Annotated in this window: 16 protein-coding genes; 8 read left to right on the plus strand and 8 right to left on the minus strand. The window is 49.8% G+C overall.

Translation table 11 applies throughout. The annotated features are described in order from the left end of the window. Positions 1-52: 52 nt before the first annotated feature. The 3 genes from AC0L4K_RS15245 (at position 53) to AC0L4K_RS15255 (ending at position 5,283) form a co-directional block, all read left to right on the plus strand. Positions 53-814: an alpha/beta fold hydrolase gene (locus tag AC0L4K_RS15245; protein WP_473267004.1), complete on the plus strand. Its 762-nt coding sequence runs from the start codon at positions 53-55 to the stop codon at positions 812-814. A gap of 447 nt (positions 815-1,261) precedes the next feature. Beyond that, positions 1,262-2,869, plus strand: a complete 1,608-nt coding sequence (locus AC0L4K_RS15250; RefSeq protein WP_473267006.1) for a potassium/proton antiporter — start codon at positions 1,262-1,264, stop codon at positions 2,867-2,869. A gap of 260 nt (positions 2,870-3,129) precedes the next feature. After that, positions 3,130-5,283: a glutamine synthetase III family protein gene (locus AC0L4K_RS15255; RefSeq protein WP_473267008.1), complete on the plus strand. Its 2,154-nt coding sequence runs from the start codon at positions 3,130-3,132 to the stop codon at positions 5,281-5,283. Positions 5,284-5,435: 152 nt separating this feature from the next. On the opposite strand, the gene AC0L4K_RS15260 is transcribed toward AC0L4K_RS15255, so the two are convergent. The 7 genes from AC0L4K_RS15260 to bioB form a co-directional block, all read right to left on the minus strand. Next, positions 5,436-6,293, minus strand: coding sequence for a putative metalloprotease CJM1_0395 family protein (locus tag AC0L4K_RS15260; protein WP_473269232.1), 858 nt, complete (start codon positions 6,291-6,293; stop codon positions 5,436-5,438). Between the two features lie 167 nt (positions 6,294-6,460). Next, a complete protein-coding gene (locus AC0L4K_RS15265; RefSeq protein ID WP_417223972.1) occupies positions 6,461-6,706 on the minus strand; it encodes a hypothetical protein in 246 nt (81 codons plus the stop codon). Positions 6,707-6,834: 128 nt separating this feature from the next. After that, positions 6,835-7,527 carry a dethiobiotin synthase gene (gene bioD, locus AC0L4K_RS15270; RefSeq protein WP_417223970.1) on the minus strand — a complete coding sequence of 231 codons (693 nt, stop codon included), beginning with the start codon at positions 7,525-7,527 and terminating at the stop codon, positions 6,835-6,837. Next, the gene (bioC, locus tag AC0L4K_RS15275) at positions 7,520-8,305 is read right to left on the minus strand and encodes a malonyl-ACP O-methyltransferase BioC (protein ID WP_417223968.1); all 786 of its coding nucleotides are present in this window, start codon (positions 8,303-8,305) and stop codon (positions 7,520-7,522) included. Before bioC ends, bioD begins: the two co-directional genes overlap by 8 nt. Further along, positions 8,302-9,108 (minus strand): pimeloyl-ACP methyl ester esterase BioH, encoded by an 807-nt coding sequence (gene bioH / locus AC0L4K_RS15280; protein ID WP_473267010.1) that lies wholly within the window; start codon positions 9,106-9,108, stop codon positions 8,302-8,304. Before bioH ends, bioC begins: the two co-directional genes overlap by 4 nt. Then, positions 9,108-10,277 (minus strand): 8-amino-7-oxononanoate synthase, encoded by a 1,170-nt coding sequence (bioF, locus tag AC0L4K_RS15285; RefSeq protein WP_473267012.1) that lies wholly within the window; start codon positions 10,275-10,277, stop codon positions 9,108-9,110. Before bioF ends, bioH begins: the two co-directional genes overlap by 1 nt. Positions 10,278-10,327: 50 nt before the next feature. Beyond that, entirely contained in the window at positions 10,328-11,374 is a 1,047-nt protein-coding gene (gene bioB / locus AC0L4K_RS15290; RefSeq protein WP_417223963.1) for a biotin synthase BioB, read from the minus strand. An 84-nt stretch (positions 11,375-11,458) separates the two neighbouring features. Here bioB and AC0L4K_RS15295 point away from each other — a divergent pair, with 84 nt between their 5' ends. The 5 genes from AC0L4K_RS15295 to bioA all read left to right on the plus strand — a co-directional run bounded on the left by AC0L4K_RS15295 (position 11,459) and on the right by bioA (position 17,492). Further along, positions 11,459-12,172, plus strand: a complete 714-nt coding sequence (locus tag AC0L4K_RS15295) for a double zinc ribbon domain-containing protein (protein WP_473267013.1) — start codon at positions 11,459-11,461, stop codon at positions 12,170-12,172. A gap of 120 nt (positions 12,173-12,292) precedes the next feature. Next, entirely contained in the window at positions 12,293-14,047 is a 1,755-nt protein-coding gene (locus tag AC0L4K_RS15300; RefSeq protein ID WP_473267015.1) for a Na/Pi cotransporter family protein, read from the plus strand. A gap of 86 nt (positions 14,048-14,133) precedes the next feature. After that, positions 14,134-14,865 carry a tRNA (N6-threonylcarbamoyladenosine(37)-N6)-methyltransferase TrmO gene (tsaA, locus tag AC0L4K_RS15305; protein WP_473267017.1) on the plus strand — a complete coding sequence of 244 codons (732 nt, stop codon included), beginning with the start codon at positions 14,134-14,136 and terminating at the stop codon, positions 14,863-14,865. A 223-nt stretch (positions 14,866-15,088) separates the two neighbouring features. Further along, positions 15,089-16,063, plus strand: a complete 975-nt coding sequence (locus AC0L4K_RS15310) for an SLAC1 anion channel family protein (protein WP_417223957.1) — start codon at positions 15,089-15,091, stop codon at positions 16,061-16,063. A 133-nt stretch (positions 16,064-16,196) separates the two neighbouring features. Beyond that, the gene (bioA, locus tag AC0L4K_RS15315; RefSeq protein ID WP_473267019.1) at positions 16,197-17,492 is read left to right on the plus strand and encodes an adenosylmethionine--8-amino-7-oxononanoate transaminase; all 1,296 of its coding nucleotides are present in this window, start codon (positions 16,197-16,199) and stop codon (positions 17,490-17,492) included. Positions 17,493-17,561: 69 nt separating this feature from the next. Here bioA and AC0L4K_RS15320 read toward each other — a convergent pair whose 3' ends face one another. Further along, positions 17,562-18,254 carry a class I SAM-dependent methyltransferase gene (locus tag AC0L4K_RS15320; RefSeq protein ID WP_473267020.1) on the minus strand — a complete coding sequence of 231 codons (693 nt, stop codon included), beginning with the start codon at positions 18,252-18,254 and terminating at the stop codon, positions 17,562-17,564. Positions 18,255-18,306: the final 52 nt, after the last annotated feature.

Here is an 18,306-nt window from a genome sequence, read left to right on the forward strand (position 1 = left end):
TAACACAAAAGACCGGTCGCATATGCCCCGGTCTTTTTTATGGAGCGCTATAATGCAATTGAACGTTCAGATCTCCGGTGACGGAGCCCCGCTTATCATTATCCACGGCCTGTTCGGCACCCTGTTAAACTGGAGTGGACAAACCAAAGCATTGGCCGAGCATTTTACCGTCTACGCGGTAGACTTACGCAACCATGGCCGCTCCCCCCACACCGATGACATCAGCTACCCTCTGATGGCCAATGATATTATCGAACTGATGGATCAACAGGGGCTGACTAGCGCTCATATCTTAGGCCACTCCATGGGCGGCAAGGTCGCGATGCAAGTGGCGATGAACAATCCCGAACGGGTCGACAAACTGGTTATTGTCGATATCGCCCCAGTACAATACCCCAATCATCATGGCGATGTATTCAAAGGTCTTAACGCCGTTGACTTACAGCAGCTAAAATCTCGTAGTGACGCAGATAAACAACTAAGCCAATATATTCCAGAATTAGCGGTCCGCCAGTTTCTCCTGACGAACCTTTACCGTAACGAAGAGAAGCAGTTCGCCTGGCGCATGAATCTCGCGGCACTGGAGGCGGGTTATGACAATATCAGCGCGGCCCCTAGCGGCACGACTTTCGACAAATCCGTACTGTTTATTAAAGGGGAAAACTCCGATTACATCACCCCCGAGTATCGTGAACCTATCTTATCACTCTTCCCTAAAGCCGATTATCGAATGATCCAAAACTCAGGCCATTGGCCCCATGCGGAAAAAGCTGCTATTTTCACCAAACTGGTGTTAAATTATTTACTTAAATAGACCGACAGTAAGTTAGGCCGTACAGGCATGGGAGCGACCCAAATGCTCCCCACAAAAATAACAATATCCCTGCCTTAGTTGCACCACTAACCACTTAACTTTATCTGTTCCACGGCGAGCGCTAAAAACTGAAAAACAATTCTTCTCATGGATTGGTTATACCCTCAAGCGCCCCTATATAGACAACGAGATAAACCACAAGCAGTATGATTCGAGCAACGGTGTGTTGAACTCCACCCCGCTTATTCGGACTAATAGATAGCAGGTAAGCTGGCAGGTCCTCATACAATTCGCAGGATTTTAGCCCCTTCACACTAAAGGACGCCTAATGTTCCCCATTGACCATCAAATTCTTATTGCGGCGGTATTACTGTTTGCCGGTGTAATCACCAGTAAACTTTCCCCCGCATCGGCCTACCGGTACTGGTTATCTTTCTCGGTATTGGCATGCTGGCAGGTGAAGATGGTATTGGTAGAATCCAGTTTGATGATGTGGATACCGCCCATGCACTGGGCACCTTAGCACTGGCGATCATCCTCTTTGATGGTGGCTTACAAACCTCACTGTCCTCAATTAAGCTCGTCTGGAAACCCGCCAGCGCACTAGCAACCTTAGGGGTTGCCATTACCGCCGGAATAACCGGTGCCGCGGCGGCTTTTATATTAGACCTGCCCCTGCCCGTCGGCTTTCTGCTAGGTGCCATTGTTGGCTCAACCGATGCGGCAGCGGTATTCACCATCTTACGTAATGCAGGCATCCACCTAAGCCCCCGGCTTAAATCCACTCTAGAAATAGAAAGCGCATCCAACGATCCGATGGCAATCTTTCTCACCATCGGCTTGCTGCAACTGGTCACCACCAATGCAATGCCCGGCACTGAGTTATTAATACTCTTCATCCAGCAGATCGGCGTTGGCTCCATTATCGGCTTAGCGATCGGCTATCCTGCGGTGAAACTGTTTAACCGCATATCGTTACAGGCACCGGGGCTTTATCCAGTGATGGTATCGGCCTGTGGATTACTCTCCTTTGGTGTTTCAGCTACCCTTGGCGGCAGTGGTTTCTTCTCTGTTTTTATTACCGGCGTCATTATTGGTAATGGTCGCTTTGTTTATCAACGGGCCACTTTCTTGTTCCACGACGGGCTCGCTTGGTTAAGCCAAATCGGCATGTTTGTGATGCTCGGTTTGCTAGTAACCCCCACCTCGCTGATCCATGTTTGGCGCGAAGGATTACTGATCGCCTTGGTGTTAATCTTTGTCGCCCGTCCGCTAGCGGTTGCGCCCTTATTGGCCTTCTTTGGCTTCAACAAACGCGAAATAGGCTTAGTATCCTGGGTTGGCCTACGAGGCTCAGTGCCAATTATTCTAGCCATCTTCCCACTCATCTTTGGCTTGCCTCAAGCCCCCCTGCTGTTCAACGTGGTCTTCTTCGTGGTGTTAATCTCCGCCACACTGCAGGGTTCAACGCTGCCCTGGATGGCAAGAAAATTGAAACTGATTGTGCCACCTCCCGCGACCCCCTCGGCAACATTGGAAATCGCGGCGCTGGCCAACGTTGACACCGAAATTGTCAGATATACCTTAGGGCAAAATGCCAAAGTGCTCGACCTGACGATCTCTCAGTTAGCCTTACCAGAAGGCGCTGTCATCGCGATGATCACCCGTGGCAGCGATGTATTTCCGCCTAGAGGCTCAACCAAACTAGAGGCCGAAGATCATCTCTTTATTGTCTTAAAACCCGGCCTGCGCCGATTCGTAGACTGCATTTTTTCAACTATATCTCCGAGCTTGGCAACCGACCTGCCCGATGCCGAATTACTGCTGAAAGGCTCCGCTACGCTAGAAGATGTCTTCAGATCCTACGGTATCATCATCGGCCCCACCGATAGCACCAGCCTGAGTGACTTTGTAAAGCAGGAGGTTAAAACCTTACAGGTCGGCGGCCAAGTCATCATTAACGCCGGCACCTTGACCATACAGAGCCTACAAACCCACGACGTGGCCACCATTAGCTTTGTGCGCAATCCGTTGATTCAACCAAGCGACAGCTAATCATTAATAATCAGGAGAGGTCATCAGTTGACCCCTCCTGACCGACATAACGCACACACGACGCTCAGCCATACAATGCCACCATCAACGCGACGCCTCTGTTTTAACACTATTTTTAGCGCTCAAACAAAAATAGCACCAACTTGGTTCGCTTATTGCTTAATAGATAAGCATTAATATTGAGTTTTCGACTATCAGGGTTACCACAACCCGTACCAGCAAAAATCCACTGTAACAATTTGGATAAAAAGGGGAAGAATATGAGCAGAAATGAAACACGTTTGAGTGCGGTTAATGAAATCACTAACGCAGCACCATACACAACGACCATGACAGCCCCGCTGACTCAAATCTGGGCGTCAGATGTTTTTGGTCTGCAGCAAATGGAAGAGTCGCTTTCAAAATCTGCTTTTAAATCCATCAAACAGACAGTACAAACCGGTTCTGAACTAGACCCTGCCGTGGCTGACGCAGTGGCTGCAGCCATGAAAGACTGGGCCATGTCCAAGGGTGCTAAGTTCTTCTCTCATATCTTTTACCCAATGACCAATGCTACCGCAGAGAAGCACGACGGTTTCGTTGTAACTAACTCAGATGGCGGCGCTATCACCGAATTTACTGGAAGTTTGCTGATTAAAGGTGAGCCGGACGGTTCATCTTTCCCGAACGGAAGCCTGCGAATGACTAACGCAGCACGCGGCTATACCGCATGGGATCCAACCAGCCCAGCCTATATGATGCACACCGCTAACGGTGCTGTATTGATGATTCCAAGCGTCTTTATGTCTTGGACCGGTGAAGCGCTGGATAAGAAAATCCCACTACTACGCTCAAATGCCGCCATGGACAGCGCCGCACAGAAAGTACTGTCATTGATGGGCGAAACAGAGATCGCAACCCTGAACTCAAGCTGCGGCGCTGAGCAGGAATACTTCCTCATTGATGAGAAGTTTGCCAACGCCCGCCCTGACCTATTGCTCGCAGGCAGAACACTGTTTGGTGCATCGCCGGCCAAGGGCCAAGAGTTCGACGATCACTATTTTGGTGCAATCCCTGAAAGAGTGCAGGTTTTCATGCAGGATCTGGAAGATAGACTCTATCGTCTCGGAATTCCGGCGAAAACACACCATAATGAGGTAGCTCCGGGCCAATTCGAGATCGCACCGTACTTTGAATCGGCTAATATTGCCTCCGATCATCAGCAATTATTGATGACTTTGCTGAAGAATACCGCCAAACGTCACGGCTTTGTCTGCCTGTTACATGAAAAGCCTTTTGCAGGTATAAATGGCTCAGGCAAGCATGTTAACTGGTCTGTAGGCAATTCGACCCAAGGTAATTTGCTTGATCCTGGCTGCACTCCGAATGAAAACCTAAACTTCCTGCTCTTTTGTGGTGCAGTAATTCGTGGCGTGCACAAATTTGGACCGCTATTGCGTGCAGTTATCGCTTCCGCTGCCAATGACCATCGCTTAGGAGCGAATGAAGCACCTCCAGCGATCCTATCTGTTTACTTGGGTGATCAGCTGGAAAAAGTTTTTGACGATATCAGAACCGGTGCACTTCACGTACCAACAACCGGCGGACAAATGGATCTAGGTCTGTCCCAGATTCTGAAGTTTGATCGTGATCCGGGCGACCGTAACCGCACCTCTCCATTTGCCTTTACCGGTAACCGCTTCGAATTCCGCGCAGTAGGTTCTTCTCAGTCTGTTTCTGGCCCTCTCGTGGCAATGAATACTATCCTAGCTGACTCCCTAGAATGGATCGCCGAGAAGTTGGAAGTTGCACTGGCGGAAAATTCTGACAAAACAGCGGCGGTATTTGTTGTTTTACAAGAACTGATGACAGAGCACGGCAAAGTAATCTTTGGCGGTGACGGTTACTCTTCCGAATGGCATAAAGCAGCGGTTGAAGAACACGGTCTGAAAAACATCCCAACGACTGCTGACGCTTTACCCGCCTTCAAATCACAGGACGTTATCGACCTCTTCGCTAATACCGGCGTATTTACACCGGCAGAGCTGGCGAGCCGCTTCGAAGTCTATGCAGAGCAATATGTGCTCTCTATTGAAGTAGAAGCTAAATTGGTTGTCGAAATGGCCACCACCATTATCTACCCAGCGGCGATTAACTACCTATCGAATATTGCCGCAACCGGTGTAGCACTGGCATTCTCGCCGGCGGACAAGATTACCGAAGCCGCCAATGCGATGATGGCCTCTGTTGAAGCACTCAGCAGCGCGCTGGAAACTGAAAGCTTTGATTCTACCGAAGCGCATATGCAGTTCCTTGCCACTGAAGTCTGTGACCTCATGCTTAAAGTTCGCGCCGCAGCCGATAAACTGGAAATGCTGGTTGATGACCGCCTATGGCCACTGCCTAAATACCGTGAAATGTTGTTTATTAAATAACAGCTCCGGGCTACCCCAGTCAGCCGCTGCGCTCAATCGGGCGCAGACATAAAAAAGCACGGGCTAAAAACCCGTGCTTTTTTTATCTAACAGTATTGAGCGCTAATTAGGCTATAAATAGAACCTTCAGGCGAGTCGTCCTAACCACGCTATCAGACAATTTCATCGAAGATAAACCCTTCATCGAAGAGCTTTTTAAACACCCCGGCATCAATCAACTTTTGGTTGATCTCTGCAAGTTTAAGATTCACTTCCGTTAGCTGCTGATTAAATTCCTGTAACGTTTCCGCTTGGCTGTTTTCCTGCTCTTCCAACGCCTCTCGCTGCTTTTTCAGCTCTTCTGCTCGACGCTCATCATTCAGTTGCTCCGTATCGCCATCCACTTGACCCGCATCGCTATCATTGGTTTCCCGGCTCTCTCGGGCGAGTTCCGCTCTTGCCTCAGAAGCCATTGCCGCCGCTTGGGCCGCTACAGAGCGATCTTGAGGCGAAGGATCAGCCACTGCCAATGCCGCCCGCATAATAATTTCAGCCTTCTCTAAAGTCGCTTGCGGGTCATCAGGCACCGACGAGGTATCAATACTCACTTCGCCACCCACCGCATAGAGTCGGCCATCAGGCCCTCGTTCATAGTCAAACGTCGGCGCGCCAGCGTATTGACCACCTGCAGCCGCATGGGTTAACTCATGCTGTCGCACTTCCATATCACGGGAGGCTAGTTCATTTATCAGTTGTTGCGATGCACGCTCTTCTTCAACGGCGTTGGGCGATTGATTTTGTTCACCGGATTGCGGTGGGTCACCGGTACGCGCATTAGGGTTACTATCGATGGACGCGCCAGCAGCCGAAGGTTGCACGGGTGACGTTGCAGTAGAGGTAGATAAGGGGTCAGAAACAGATAAAGACAACGGGAGTGCACTACCTGTCGCTGCGGATTGGTTACGGCTCGCAGTATAGGGTGACTCATGAGTATTCAGAGTAAGTGAACTGGCCGTCAGCTGTAACTGCATCACGCCTACCTCCTGTCACTGATCCCGTCTTACGGATATAAGTCTTAAAATAGCAAATACTTAGATTAGCTATACACGCTAGCGAACGAACCGAGCAAACAACCACAGGTTAGTAGCGACGGCTAAGGCTCATATCTCTTCAATAGATGAACGGTACGCTGGTTATATCAGGCGCGAATATCAATCAGGGTGCCTAAGGTTTCATCCACTGATTGCACAACTTTAGTGGACGCCGCCACGGCATTTTTTTCAACGGCTAGATCAGCCAATGACTGATTCAAGTCGTTGCCGGTACCCTCTTCAGGCGTATCTGATTTACCTGCACCGGCGATATCAGACGCGGCTTTTTGCACCCCATCCAAACCACGGTTTAATCCTAAAACCCCAGTATTCAGTGCTGATGAAACATTCATAAAAACACCTGCTGCATCCTTTGTCCGACGGCTTGTTAACCTGCGCGACCGACAATTATCCTATTAACAATTGATCATATTACATTGCTATGTAGGATGATTATAGACCACTCTAGCGAATAGTTCATTTATTGATCAGCTAACAGCGGCCCTAAATCAATATATTCAGCGATATTTTCAGGCGAGCAGTCCTCAATATGAGGAATTTCCGCCAACAACGGCGCTGACAGCATCCCCTTCAATGTCTCTAGGTTTTCGTCATAACAACTCATCTGCGGCTCGGCTCGGTTAGCAATCCAGCCGGCTAATCGCAAACCATCTTTAACAATCGCCTCGACGGTTAGCAGGGTATGGTTAATACAACCGAGTTTCATCCCCACGACCAAAATCACGGGAATGCGCAACAATTTGGTCACATCCGCCAAGGTTTGCCGGTTATTCAACGGTACCCGCCAACCACCAGCGCCCTCAATGACCATAAAATCGGCGGGCTGCATCATTGCACCACGGCACAATGCAGCGATACGATCCGCATCCAACCGACGGCCCAATAATTGCGCCGCGATATGAGGCGCAATAGGTGGCTCTAGAGCGATGGGGTTAACCTGTTCATAACTCAGTTTGATGGAGGCCGTCTGTTGTAATAATAATGCATCACTATTACGCAACCCCTGCTCGGTTTTCTCACATCCAGCAGCTACCGGCTTTAGCGCGATAGTCGATAATCCACGCTGATTCACTGCGGCTAATAAGCCCGCCGACACCACGGTTTTACCCACATCGGTATCGGTTCCAGCAACAAAGAAGGTCCGTTTAGCCATTGATATACTCGCCATAAAATACTTGATAGGTTGCCGGTAGTTGCCCATCCGGCCGTCTGAACTGCTCATAAGCGGCTTTAAACGCCACGATTCGCGCCTTTCCCGTCAAACCACTGGGCCGTCCGGCACTGATATTATGAGCACCAATCCCCTTTAACTCAGCGGTTAGTTCGCGCAACTGATCATACAGCAGCACTTTGTGTCTCTGCTGCAAACGGACTTGCCGCAGCTGTTTTTCTGCGCTCACCTGCAGACAACTCAAACTAATAAAACGGTTCACATGTTGAAAACAGTCAACGACTGACCAAGAGTCCCGTAACTCGTAGAGTGTCTCGGGCCCTAGCGTGCTAAACAGAAAACGGCCACCAGGTTTCAATACCCGGGCAACTTCGCTAAACAAGGCCGGCAGGTCCTCGCACCACTGTACCGCTAAACTGGAAAAAATTAGATCGACAGACCCATCAGCCAACGGCAGCTTTTCTGCATCCCCACACAGCCAAAGTGTATTAGGGGTCGCCCTGTGCTGGCGGGCGTATTCCAACATGCCCAGCGCTAGATCTAAGCAGATCAGTTGCTGTGGTTTAAGGTGTTCAGTTAATAAGGGGGCAAAATAACCGGTGCCACAACCAAGATCCACCACGACATCGGCGGATGAGGTGGGCAGTTGGCTGAGGAGTTCATGGCCTATCTCCCGCTGCAACTGCGCCACACTGTCGTAGCTTACCGCAGCACGACTAAATGATTCAGCGATCTGGGGCTTCAGAAACTGAGCACTCATGGGCAAAACTGCCTAATTCTATCAGCTAAGCACTGTGGCGCGGCCAGAAAGCCTACATGGGATTGCTCGGCAAGCACCGTAATATGAGCATCGGGCTGCAGTTGCGAGAGAGCATCGGCCATAGCTGCCGGCGCGAGCGTATCCAGCTCGCACAGTAGGTGCAACGAAGGTATGTCGATAGCCCGATACAGCTCCCGATAGTCCTGTCGTAGTAACGCCAAACTAGCAATTAAACCACGATCACTCGGTTGCACATCCGCCACAATCTGTTTGAGTATTTTTAGATCCGTGCGGGCGGTGGCGCTACCATGCACTTGCAAGCGATTAAAACGCTGCAGGGTTTTCGTCGGATTCGCTTGCAGGTCGGCTTCAAACTGAGCGTAAGTCGTCTCATCCATCCCGAAAGACCAATCATCACGGGCAACAAAACAGGGGCTGCTCCCCAGCGTAATCAACCGCGAGACTCTGTCGGGATAACGCCGAGCAAATGCCAATGCGATAATGCCACCCAACGACCAACCCAGCCAAATGGCCGAGGCGGGAGCCGCATCAGCGATAGCGGCCACCACCGCTTCGAGATCATAATCTTGGGGTAGACACTCAGCACTGCGCCCCAATCCGGGTAGATCTATCACCGTAATCTGATAATGTTGCTGCAGTTCGGGTATCAATGTTTGCCAGATATCGCTCTGCATCCCCCAGCCATGCAACAGTACCAAGGGTTGAGTGTTAGACGTCGTGGAGACGTCGGTATCCGTATGAGAAAAGAGTGATTGCAGGCCAGCCGCTTGAGAGGGTTGCATTAACTCGCCGCTCCGTTCATCACGTCATCTAGCGCATCCAACAAGCGGTCAAGCTGCTCATCGGTATGGGTCGCACTGAGTGTAACCCGTAATCGTGCAGCCCCCTGAGGAACCGTTGGCGGTCTGATGGCGCCGATAAAGATCCCTTTGGCTTCTAAGGCGGCACTGATCGCCATGGCCCGATCAGCAGCGCCCACGAGGATCGGCTGAATCGGCGTCGGCGAAGCCATCAAAGGCAAACCTAACTGCTCACAACCCTGACGAAAACGCTGAATCAGATGGTTGAGTTGTTCCCGACGCCATTCATCTTGCCGTAACAATCTCAAACTAGCATGGGTGGCTGATGCCATTGCCGGTGACATACTGGTGGTATAGATATAAGTTCGGGCATGCTGAATCAAGGTCTCGATCAGCTCTTCTGAGCCAGCAACAAACGCGCCGGAAGTGCCAAAGGCTTTACCTAGAGTACCAACGAGTACCTGTACCTGATTGCTGCCTAAACCAAAATAATCAACCGTGCCACGCCCCTGTTCACCAAGACAACCAAAGCCATGGGCATCATCCACCATCACCCAAGCCTGCTGCTGTGCAGCGGTATGACAGATCGCCGGTAAATCCGCCAGATCGCCGTCCATACTGAAAACACCATCGCAGACCACTAACTTACGTCGCGCCTCGGTCCGCTGTAGTCGGGTATTTAGATTATCGGCGTCATTATGCAAAAAACGCTGAAAGCGCGCACCACTGAGCAGCCCCGCATCCAATAACGAGGCATGATTGACCCGGTCTTGAAATACCCCATCCCGTTTATCCAACAACGCCGTGATCGCGCCAATATTGGCCATATAACCGGTAGAAAACAGCAATGCCCGGGGACGACCGGTAAAGTCAGCCAGTTCCTCTTCGAGAGCGTGGTGAGCCTGACTATGGCCATTTACCAGATGGGATGCCCCACCACCGACGCCATATCGATCGGCGCCGGCTTTGAGCGCGGCAATGACTTCAGGATGATTCGCTAAGCCGAGATAATCATTAGAGCAAAAAGCCAGACAAGCCTTACCGTCGACCATTACTTGCGGTGACTGCGGGCTTTGTAATATACGGCGCTGACGATACAGAGACTGCGCCTTACGCGCCTGCAGCTCAGCCTGTAGCTGATCAAAAGACATAGTCAGATCCTCGATGGGCTGTCAATGACAGCCCGGCGGGTAAACGCGAATCAAGCTTCGTAGAAAAACGATTCGTCTTGCTGTTTTTGCAGATTGTTAATGATCGCCTGCTCCTGAGTAGCATCGGCTTCAGAAATACGCTGCTCTGGATTAATGCCCAGACGTTTAAATAGCTGTAGATCGCGGTGGGTCTCAGGGTTTGGCGTAGTCAGCAAGCATTCACCATAGAAAATGGAGTTGGCACCGGCCATAAAGGTCATCGCCTGCATCTCATCGCTCATATTTTCACGACCTGCAGAAAGACGGACATGAGATTGAGGCATCATGATCCGCGCCACCGCGATGGTACGAATAAAATCGAGGTTATCTAAGGTTTCTGCATTTTCCAGCGGTGTGCCTTTCACTTTAACCAACATATTGATCGGCACACTTTCAGGCTGTTTTGGCAGATTTGCCAATTGGCGCAACAGGCCGATACGATCGGTGGCGGTTTCACCCATGCCTAAAATACCGCCAGAGCAAATTTTCATACCGGACTCTCGCACATGATGCAGGGTATCAAGACGGTCTTGATAGGTACGGGTGGTAATGATATTGCCGTAGAACTCTGGTGAGGTATCGAGGTTATGGTTGTAATAATCCAACCCCGCATCGGCCAATTGACCGGCCTTGTCCTCATCTAACATACCCAAGGTCATACAAGTTTCTAGCCCAAGCGCTTTCACCCCTTTCACCATCTCAACAACGTAAGGCATATCCTTATCGGCAGGATGTTTCCAAGCAGCCCCCATGCAGAAGCGAGTGGAGCCTGATTCTTTCGCTTGCTTTGCCTTTTCCAGCACCGCATCAACCTGCATCAAACGCTCTTTCTCAAGTCCGGTATTGTAATGACCACTTTGCGGACAGTATTTACAATCCTCAGGGCAGGCACCGGTTTTAATCGATAACAATGTACTGACCTGCACCTCATTCGGATTAAAAAATTGACGATGCACCAGCTGAGCCTTAAATAGCAGGTCATTAAATGGCAGTTCGAACAACGCCCGTACTTCTTGCTCGCTCCAGTCGTGTCTGATCTCTGTCTGGTTTTGTTGCATCGCTGTGTATATCCTGTAATAGATCCGAATGATAAGGATTTCATGAAAGGCTAATTTTAATCGGACAGAAGGATCTGTCAACCTATGATTACACATTACAAAAACAGCTGGTTATTACTTAACCAAAACAGCCATTGCATACTCTGCGGTTTACAACCCGCTGACGACCGCCAAATCTGCCAGGCCTGCCTGGTCGATCTACCTTGGATAGGCAATGCCTGTCAGCGTTGTGCCGAACCCATGCACCACGCGAGCGGTTCATTTATCTGCCCTCAATGCCAGCAGAAGCCACCACCCTATGAGCAGGCCATCGCACCATTTGAGTATCGTTTTCCTATTGATCAGTTAGTCCAACTCGCTAAATTCAATGGCCAGACACACTATCTAAGACCATTAGCCGAACTGCTCAGTCTACGCCTGCAAACTGAGCCTCGTCCCGAGCTAATCATCCCGGTGCCGCTGCATCGAAAACGTTTACAGGAGCGCCAATATAATCAGGCCGCTATCGTGGCAAAACACCTAGCCCGGCGATTAAACATCCCTTTCAGTAACAAATTACTTCTGAAAACCGAAAACACCCAACATCAAGCCGACCTCAACCGTAAAGCTCGGCGGAAGAATCTGCGCAACAGTTTTCAATGTGTCGGCGCACCACCTACCTCGGTTGCGATTGTCGATGATGTCATGACCACCGGCACCACCGCTGCAGAAATCAGCCGAGTATTAAAGCAAGCAGGTTGCCAACAGGTGTATATCTGGATCATTGCGCGCACTGCAAAAGAGTTGCATTTATCGTAAATTGACGCTTTTATTATTGTGTTATCGAAACCTGAAGACGATGTTTTATAGGCTAACTGATTAACCGCAAGACGTTGATAATAATAAATCTATCCATTATCCCGCCGTAAGGAGCCCAGCATGGATCTGAGTAATATTGGTGACCTGATCGGAGGCATAGGACTTTTTCTGCTCGGCATGCAATTAATGACCAGCGGCTTAAAACGGGCTGCCGGTCACTCGCTACGAAAAGCGCTAGAAGCGGCAACTCGTTCTCGCTTTAGAGGACTCATTTCCGGCGCGGCCATTACCGCACTGGTGCAGTCATCCACCGCGGTCACAGTGGCCACAATTGGCTTCGTCAATGCGGGTTTGCTTAATTTAGGGCAATCGATCGCCGTTATTTATGGCTGCAATATTGGCAGCACCATGACCGGCTGGCTGGTTGCCACCATTGGGTTTAACTTTAATATTAGTGCGTTTGCACTGCCCATGATCGGCATCGGTATGATCATGCGTCTGATCGGCGGCGAAAAACGCTATGCTCACTTAGGCACCACACTTACCGGCTTCGGCTTGTTTTTTGTTGGTTTATCGTTTCTTAAAGACACCTTTAACGGTCTTGAGAACAGCATCCCCTTTGAAGCGATTAGTCAGACCAGCTATGGTTTGGCGCTGTTTGTGCTGGCAGGGTTTATTCTCACCGTACTGATTCAATCATCCGGTGCCGCCATGGCCATCACGCTATCGCTGGCGGCCAGCGGCGCAATTCCACTCGCAACCGCCGGTGCACTGGTGATTGGTGCTAACCTCGGGACAACCTCTACCGCCGCCCTATCAGCTATCGGTGCCACTTCCAATGCTAAACGAATTGCCTGCGCCCATGTTTTTTTCAACCTGATTACTGGCGCTGCGGGTTTACTCTTACTGATCAGTTTATCCAGTATCATTAACGGCTCAAATCTCACCCGGTACTTTGATCTGGTTATTCTGCTGGCCCTATTCCACACGCTATTCAATGTCGCAGGCGTGCTGATCATGTGGCCTCTAACGAATCCGATGGTGGCGTTTTTGGAGAAACGTTTTCGTCGCGGTGATGAAGATTTGGCCAAACCCCGTTATCTGGACAATAACATTCTAGAAACCCCCGCTCTGGCCACTGAAGCGATGGCCAGAGAGTTAAGTCGTGTCGGACAGATGGCCATCACACTGGCGAAACAGGCACTCAGCTCTGAAGTGTCGGACAGCGCCCATATTCGCTCGCAAGCACTCATCGTGAATCAACTAATTGTTGAAGTCGGTAAGTTCAGTCAAAAGTTAGGCCAGCAACCGCTCAGTGAAGAGATTGCTCAAATATTACCCAGCAGCATGCGAGTCGCTCGCTATTTCAATGAGATCGCCCGCCTTTCAAGTTTAATCGTGGAATACAGTGAACGTTTCCATCAGATCAGTGATAGCAATACCCAGAAAGATATTTATGAACTGAAAAAAGTGACCAACAGCATGTTGGATGCAGCCAATATCGATAACGACTCATATACCTCTTCCGACGACAGCCGCAAGCTGCTGCATCAATTGGAAAAGAAATACCAGAACATCAAGCTACATGTGCTGGATGCGATGATCGCCGGACGTCTGAGCCCCGATGAAGGCACTGATTTACTTGATTCGCTTAGCCATGTGCACCGTCTCGGTCAACAGGCGGAAAAAAGTGCACGCTACTGGAGTAGCCTGACCCCCATTGAGCACCGCTCTCCTCTTATCGATAAAAAAACCGATAGAGAGAGCGATCGCAAAGCCGATAAAACGGATAGTTCAGATAATATCGCGCCGCCTCAAGAGGCAAGCTCACAAGAGAAGGCCGCCAACGCCAAAGAACCACTGGCAGTTAACTAGCACAGGAGGCAGAATAGCCGCACCCCACACAGCGGATCGTATAGCCGATGCGCTGTTATTGCTCACCCTGCGACTGATATATCAACATGAACTCACCTCTAATATTTGAACCTATCGCCATTATTCACAGCGGCTACAAGGAAAAGTTTGGCATTCCCCGCCAACCAGGATTGGCCCGTTCAATGGCGGCGACGATCGAACTACTCCCTCCCTATAACGGCGCAGATGCCGTCAGGGGCTTAGAGCAGTGTAGTCATATCTGGCTGCTATTTATCTTTAGCACCTGCGTCGGTAAAGGTTGGTCGCCGTTGGTCAGACCACCAAGGCTCGGTGGCAATGAAAAACTAGGGGTACTGGCCTCTCGATCCCCTTTTCGTCCCAACCCGATCGGTTTATCCCCGGTAAAACTAGAAGGCATTCGCTGCGAAGGCGGTCAAGTGTTGCTCGATGTTAGTGGTGCCGACCTACTGGATCAAACCCCCATTGTGGATATCAAACCCTACCTACCTTATGCCGACAGTATTCCAGAGGCTCATTTTGAACTGGCCAGCCAGAGCGAAACACTCGACCTGCCGGTGGTATTTTCTAGCGAAGCGCAGACTGCCCTGAATCAACACACTGCTCGGCTGAAGCAACCGCTGAAACAGCAGATAGAAGAGGTATTACTCTGTGACCCTAGGCCCGCCTACCATAAACAGAAACCCCAACAACGAGTCTATGGCATTCGCCTACATGACCTAAATATCCGTTGGGAAATCAGTGATCAAGCGGTTCTGGTTAAACAGATAAATATGGAACCAAGCCATGATGTCCAATAAGACAGGCTCTAAAGCAACGTTTCTCGAGGCGTAACAGCGTTCCCTTGGGCCTATGTTCACTATAAGATAGCCCGGTAATCCCAATCGATAATGAGCAAAAAACATTCGATTTTAATGTATGAATAATTTATTATATTAGAACATTCTAATTTAATAAATTAGCACTTAATTTTATAAGCTGGCGATTTAACCAGCTTGTCAGTGAACCTTCGGGAATCATCACATGAGTAACGTGTTAGAACAGACCGCCGCATCAAAGCTGCAACACTTTCCTATTACCTTTTTTGCCATGATTATGGGAATGACCGGATTAACACTAGTCTGGGAAAAAGCTAGTAGCGTGTTTTCCACTCCGCCCATTATTGGCCACATCTTACTGACACTCACCGCTTGCTTGTTTTTAATACTGGCGGTCATTTATCTTTTAAAAATCATGCTTAAAACGCCAGCCGTATTAGAGGAGTTTGCTCACCCGATTAAACTCAGCTTCTTCCCTGCGTTCAGTATCAGCATGATCTTATTGAGCGTCGCCACACTGACGGTATCCAAGCAGTTATCCTTTATACTCTGGAGCTGCGGTAGTGCTATTCACCTAATGCTAACTGTCTATATTTTGAATCAATGGATCCACCATCCAAAATTTCAAATTATTCATATGACTCCCGCTTGGTTTATTCCGGTTGTGGGTAATATTCTGGTGCCGATTGCGGGTGTAGAACATGGTTACCCTGAAGTCAGCTGGTTCTTTTTCTCAATCGGGATCACCTTTTGGGTTCTATTAAAGACACTGGTGCTCAACCGGATGATGTTTCACGACCCCATCCCCCATAAGCTACTGCCAACCATGTTTATTATGATCGCCCCACCAGCGGTCGGGTTTATTTCCTATATAAAACTCAATGGAGCACTGGATAACTTTGCCCACATCCTCTTCTACACAGCGATGTTTCTGGTCATCCTCTTATTGGCTCAAGCACCACGCTTTACCCGCATTCAATTCTTTATGTCTTGGTGGGCGTATTCGTTCCCTCTCGCGGCGGCCGCTATTGCCGCTCAGTTGATGTATAGCATCCAAGGGCAAGCATTTTTTTACTATCTATCCTTGGCGCTTATCGGGCTATCCAGTGTCGTGATTATTTTACTGCTGTTACGTACCCTACTGGCGGTTATTCGAAATGAGTTCTGCCAACCGGAATAAAGCATCGGCGGTTATTTGCTTTCTCCTTAAAACCGGGCTGTAATAGCCCGGTTTTTTTATTGATATTGTTTAATCACCGCCATTAACAACCTCGTTAATCAGCGAGTCTATGGCACGTCTTCGGAGTATCAGCATGAATATTGCCAGCGAACAGATCCGTTTTGACCAACAGCATATTTGGCATCCGTACTCGTCCATGATCAATCCACCGGCCGCTTATCCAGTGGTTTCCGCTGAGGGCGTAAGGCTAACCTTGGCGGATGGTCGCGAGCTGATCGACGGCATGGCCTCTTGGTGGTCGGTGATCCATGGTTACAACCACCCGGCACTCAATGCCGCCGCCCATGCACAGATCGATCGGGTATCCCATGTGATGTTTGGTGGGCTGACCCACGAGCCGGCCATTGAGTTGTGCCGGCAGTTGGTGGAAATGACGGCAGAACCACTACAAAAAGTGTTCCTAGCCGATTCCGGCTCGGTGGCCGTAGAGGTCGCGCTAAAAATGTCGATTCAATATTGGCATGCCAAAGAAAAACCAGACAAACACAAGTTTCTCACCATTCGTAACGGCTATCATGGTGATACCTTTGGTGCGATGTCCGTCTGTGACCCGATCACCGGTATGCACGAAATCTTTAGCGGCGTACTGCCCCAGCAATTTTTCGCTCCCGCTCCACAAGTAAAGTATGGTCAGCCCTGGGATCCGCGCGACTGTGATGAACTAAGCCAGTTGCTGGCGAAACACCATAACGAGATAGCCGCATTAATCCTCGAACCCATCGTTCAGGGTGCGGGTGGCATGCGTTTCTACCACCCCGACTACCTAAAGCAAGCGAGAATCTTGTGTGATCAATACGATGTATTACTGATTGCCGATGAGATTGCCACGGGGTTTGGTCGTAGCGGGAAGTTATTTGCTTGTGACCATGCGGATATCACTCCCGATATACTCTGTCTCGGGAAAGCCATAACTGGTGGCTATATGACCCTCGCCGCCACCCTCACTACCACCGACGTCGGCGAAACCATCTCCGCTGGCGGGGCCGGTTGCTTTATGCATGGACCGACCTTTATGGGCAACCCTCTGGCCTGTGCGGTGGCTAATGCCAGCCTAAAACTGCTACGTCAATCCGACTGGCAAAGTAATATTGTCCGTATTGAGCAACAGCTAAAAGCCGGATTAGCCCCCTGCGCTGAGCTCGATACCGTTGCCGAAGTACGCTGCCTTGGCGCTATTGGTGTAGTTGAAATGAAACAAGCCGTTGTGACTGCCGATATCCAGCCCCTGTTTGTTGAACGTGGCATTTGGATTCGACCATTCGGTAAACTGATCTATGTGATGCCGCCTTACATCATGTCCGATGAAGACCTACAGGCACTGACAGCGGGCATCTACGCCGTTATTTGTGCTCACTCTTCCACTGTCTAGGACAGACTGTGCATAAGTCGCGCATAACTTAACGGATCACTAAGAGTGGGATAACGCAGCCAACCCATGTTATCCACTATCGTAATCAGCATCCTCATTAACTAGGCGGCCCTCAGGCGTTACAGACGCTTTGGTCGCGACACCCGAAATAAGCTGCCCGACTAAACGGGGGAAAGAGTGATGCTGATAACGTTCATAGTACTGCAAACTGAAACCGGCTTGCTGGATCAGTTCCGCGGTCTCCCGGTTTAGCTGGCAACCACCAGCACAGCGGTGCCAAAAGGGATTTAAACCATGCTGCCAACGTTGCACTTTTGGGTCATCCGCCAACACATGTTCAAAAAACAGCAACTGTCCATCCGCTTTTAGCACCCGGTGCATCTCGGCCAAGGCATGTTGCGGTTGCGGTACGGAACAGAGCACTAAAAAAGAAACCAACGTATCAACACTGTTATCCGCTAACGGAATAGACTCTGCATCGGCAAGCAATAATTTGGTTTTCACTTGGGTTGTTAAAGACATTTTGCCTAGCTGCTGACGTGCTAAACGCATCACCGAAACATCCGGCTCTAATGCGATTAAAGTATCCACAGCCGCACTATAGCAATGAAAACTGCTGCCCGTTCCCGCACCAATTTCTAATACCACCCCCTGCGCTTGAGCTAACAGGTCACGCCGCTCATCGGCAACTGCCGCAGACACGCGATCTAGCAGCCAAGGAAACAGCCAACGATAATAGGGGTTGTATCTACGTAGACTCATCACTCGGCTTCCACTATTCTGTTGTATGTTGCAACTGCGTACTTTATTTTGT

Source organism: Amphritea sp. GJ51-11, from assembly GCF_055808735.1.